At 37.2% G+C, this 3,925-nt stretch carries 5 protein-coding genes and 1 pseudogene; 1 reads left to right on the forward strand and 5 read right to left on the reverse strand.

The genetic code is table 11. The features are described from left to right. Positions 1-287 precede the first annotated feature (287 nt). Positions 288-551 carry a hypothetical protein gene (locus tag OO775_RS13625; protein WP_264847779.1) on the forward strand — a complete coding sequence of 88 codons (264 nt, stop codon included), beginning with the start codon at positions 288-290 and terminating at the stop codon, positions 549-551. Positions 552-585: 34 nt separating this feature from the next. On the opposite strand, the gene OO775_RS13630 is transcribed toward OO775_RS13625, so the two are convergent. The 5 genes and pseudogenes from OO775_RS13630 to OO775_RS13650 form a co-directional block, all read right to left on the reverse strand. Beyond that, complete coding sequence (locus tag OO775_RS13630) at positions 586-867, reverse strand: helix-turn-helix domain-containing protein (RefSeq protein ID WP_264847780.1); 282 nt, start codon at positions 865-867, stop codon at positions 586-588. Further along, entirely contained in the window at positions 864-1,148 is a 285-nt protein-coding gene (locus OO775_RS13635; RefSeq protein WP_016419923.1) for a helix-turn-helix domain-containing protein, read from the reverse strand. Before OO775_RS13635 ends, OO775_RS13630 begins: the two co-directional genes overlap by 4 nt. Positions 1,149-1,233: 85 nt before the next feature. Then, positions 1,234-3,489 carry a TraG family conjugative transposon ATPase gene (locus OO775_RS14045; RefSeq protein ID WP_277999263.1) on the reverse strand — a complete coding sequence of 752 codons (2,256 nt, stop codon included), beginning with the start codon at positions 3,487-3,489 and terminating at the stop codon, positions 1,234-1,236. Next, positions 3,479-3,829: pseudogene (locus OO775_RS13645) on the reverse strand (DUF4133 domain-containing protein). Before OO775_RS13645 ends, OO775_RS14045 begins: the two are co-directional and overlap by 11 nt. 3 nt (positions 3,830-3,832) lie before the next feature. Beyond that, positions 3,833-3,925: DUF4134 family protein (locus tag OO775_RS13650; protein WP_044071599.1), on the reverse strand; the 93-nt coding region annotated here is incomplete at its 5' end.

The following is a 3,925-nucleotide window of genomic DNA, read 5'->3' on the forward strand; positions in this document are numbered from 1 at the left end:
GCCTTCTTTTCTTTGAGAAAGAAAAGAAGCAAAAGAAAGACCTTACAGATAGATTTTTTGTTGGTTTAGAATAGAGAGAAGCCTTATGAAGTAGTCATTTATAAGTTAAATAAAAGAGGTAGTAGTGATTCTAAAAGTATAATGAGTTTTAGGTGTATCCATAATTAGTGTGAAATGCCAAGTCAAAGACTTAAAAAAGATTAATTTGCTTCTTAGAAAAATACTATCTAAACCTACTTTTTGTAACTTACACATTACTTTTAATATTTATAATTTAAATTTTGTATATGAATAAAAAAGTACTTTTTGAAGGTAAGGTTACATTGGGAAACAAGATTGTAGACTTTAGAATCTACAAAAATGAAGAAGATGATATTATTTATTATTCTTTTGAAACTAATCCTCAAGTCCGTAATGAAGACCAGTCAGATTTTCATTTAGGAGAAACAACACGCGCAAAGACCCTAGAGCACTTATTGTATCGTTTTTCTGACACATATCAGAAAGAATTCACTACTATTGTTGAAGAATGTCCCAATCTTAATTTTTGAGAATACATATTGCCAATGCTGGTAATAAAAGAAGCTACTTATGGTAATTAGCCTCCAAAGCCTTTAAAATATCACTTTGCTTAAAGAGGATTTTACCACCAATTTGGATATAAGGAAATAGCCTATCATCACGGTATTGCTGTAGGGTTCTTTTGGTGATATGTAGCAACTCACAGACCTCCTTCCCTGATAGAAATACCTCGCCGTCAAATACAGGACGGAAGTTTTTAAGGATAAAGTCCATTTGCTGTTTAAGGTTTTCAAGCTGACTTAGGTAAGTACTTAGTTCCTGGTGTGTTTCTGTGAGTAAGTTCATCGGGTTTGAAGGTTAGAGGTTAAAAGCTGTTCTACATCACTACGCTTAAAATAGTTCTTGCGGTGGATGCACGAGAAAGGCAAGAGCTTTTGGTCTTTGTAATACTGCAAAGCACGCTTACTAATGCCCAAAAGCAGACAAACCTCCTGAGAGTCCAACCACTTTTCTTTTTGCCAAATCCCCTTATAAGTATCCATTACCACTTGCAGAGAATTGTTGAGTTGCTGTACATCTTTTTGTATCTGCTCAAAAACAGATTTTTCTATAACTACTACTTCCATTTGCATTATTTTGCGCAAAGGTAAAACGAAACAAGCCTACTTTTAAAAGTAGGCTTGTTTTGGAAGAGAAAGGAGGATTTTGGCTTTAAATATCATCATTTGCAAAGTATTCATTCATTATATCAGTGATTTTATTAGCATTTGAATCCTTTGCTTTTTTTAGAATTTCATCTCTTTTATAAAAATCAATTTTATATTTTTTTAAGTTATTTTTCTTTTCTTGAAAGTATTGTGTAGCTTCTTCTGAGAAACCTGAAATAGACCAAAATTCAAAAATTATATCTCTGTTTTTATCACCTGTAAAACTACGATTTTTCTCAATTACCTTATATATAAAAGCTATTTTTTCATTCCATTCCTCTATTATTTCTAAACTTATAGGCGTCTTATAAGCTTTGCATTCGCATAAAATTATTTTATCTTGATAGGACGCATATACATCAACTTCTTTCTTTTTCCCATCATCATCATCCCTGTAATTTTTATCTATTTCAATACTTTGGCATAAATTACTATGATAATACCCAACAATAAATTCAAATAAATCTCCTCGCAAATTATTTGTTTTCCCATCTATTAGCTTATCAAATTTCTTTATTATTTCAATAAATTTATTGGGTTCTTTTTTAAGTATCACGCTTATATTAGTGATTACACGTATTAAAGATTCCATTAACTCTTTATATTCCCTCCCAAAAAGTTTATCTATTAGACCAATAACAATTCCATTTTCCTTTAATTTACTGAGTGCTTCATTAGATAAGAAATCTGTGATTAAATAGGGAATAAAATTACTTTTCTTATGAGTCTTTTTTATAGTATTAATTTTTGTAAGGAAGAAATTAATGTTCTCTTCATCATTACTTCCTCCTATCATAATATCAGCTAAAACAAAAGAAGGTTTACTCAAACCACAAATATAGCTTGGAGCTGTAAAGTGTGTTCCTTGTTCGTAATACTGCCTCACTAAGTGGTTCGTGAAGAAGGATTTGCCACTACCCGAAGGTCCTAAGACAAACTTATTGCGGTTGGTGATAATCCCTTTCTTCATAGGCTCATCGGAGATATCCAAATGGATAGGCTTTCCTGTGAGCCTGTCGGCCATCTTAATGCCGAAAGGACTGGAAGAACTTTGATAGTTGGTCTCCTGAGTGAAAAAGCACAAAGCGGGCTCTATAAAAGTATAGAAAGTCTCTTCACTGGGAAAGTCGGCTGCATTGCCTGCGATACCTGCCCAATAGAGGGTAGCCGTATCAATGGTGTTATGGCGAGGCTTGCACTCCATTGATGCCAAAGCACTGCCCACATCGTTTTTAATACTCCTGAGCTCTTGTGGGTTGTCCGACCACGCCATTACATTAAAGTGCGCTCTGATAGAGGAAAATCCGTAAGAGTGTGCCTCATTGAGGTATTGCTCTATCCACTCTTTATTGATTTGGTTGCTACGGCTGTATCTTGAAAGCGAGTGCATATTGCGTGCTGACTTCTCAAACTGTCTGAGGTTCTCATCGGAATTGTCCAAGAACAAATATTGGTTGTAGATATGGTTACAACTCAGTAGCAAGCCCACAGGAGCTGCAAAGGACAAACGGCAATCGCTCTTATCGGTAGAGAGTCGCTCGTAACGACTATCGGCTTGTACCTTAGAAGGCAAATCTTCTGTATCTGATAAGGTATGTACACAGAGTCTTTGGTTACCAATGCGCATTTGCTCGGCAGAGAGGCATATATCTTGCAGGCTCTCTTTCTCATCGGTGGAAAGACTGAGATATTGCTCAAAGAGTCCCTTTTTGTGGGGAGTGCCTATATAGTCATCTGTTTTTAGCTGGCGGAGCTTTATCAGGTTAGAGTCGTTTAAGATATGCTCTAACTGTGCTACCGCTTCCAAGAATTGAGTGGCGTGTTTTCGGTTAGTGAGCTCCTTAGGCAAGAAGTTTCCTTTGCAAAGGGAGGAAAAGTTGCTTTGGGCTCTCATTCGGTTTTTAGTGGTTTGGGTGATAAACAGATAGCATCTGTGGTTTAAGAACGGGCGTTCGTTAAAATGCTTTTCGTACGAATGAGAGAGAAAACTCAGGTTCTCGCCTTGTAGTTCAGGTTCATATTGTTCCTTGATAAACCAGTCCTGTTTGTGGATAACGGTATACTGTGGCAATACTTTGATAGCCTTATGCCAAAGTGAGTGGAGTATCTCATAGTCCTCACCCGAAATGGTAAAGAGCTCTGGGAGCTGTACCTCAAAGCCGACGCTGATGTCGGCTTCTTTGGTGAGCAAGCAGTCTTGTTCTATGGCAAGAATAGGGAACTTACTCTCTAAGGTGTTGATTTTAGAACTATTTCTCATTGAGGGTTGTTTTAGGTTTAGGGTAACGAATAAATTGGCGTGGCGACCTTTGGTGACGTAGGTATTTGGGGTGGCGTTTGCGAGCTGCTTGTTTCATCAGGCCGTGTTCACCGTATTTTTAGTTTAGTGAAAAAGTCTGCCAAACCACAAGGATGACCATACTAACGCCTACCCCCAAGCATACAAAAGAATTGACTCCTACTGTGTAGAGGATCATCACCAAGATGAGCACCGAGAGCAGTCCCCCTGCAAAGATGAAGAGGTACTGCGCTTTAAGTCCTTTGAACTCTACACTTCTGCCGATGCCTTTGTTGATAGAATAGCTGTTTTTTGTCTCCATAATCTATAAGAAGAAAGAACGCAAGATAGTAGCCGCTACAATTAAGAAGATACAAGCCCCAAACCAACTGGCAGCCGTTTTGCTGGTATCAGGGTC

The sequence above is a fragment of the Capnocytophaga catalasegens genome (genome assembly GCF_026005215.1).
GTDB lineage: Bacteria > Bacteroidota > Bacteroidia > Flavobacteriales > Flavobacteriaceae > Capnocytophaga > Capnocytophaga catalasegens.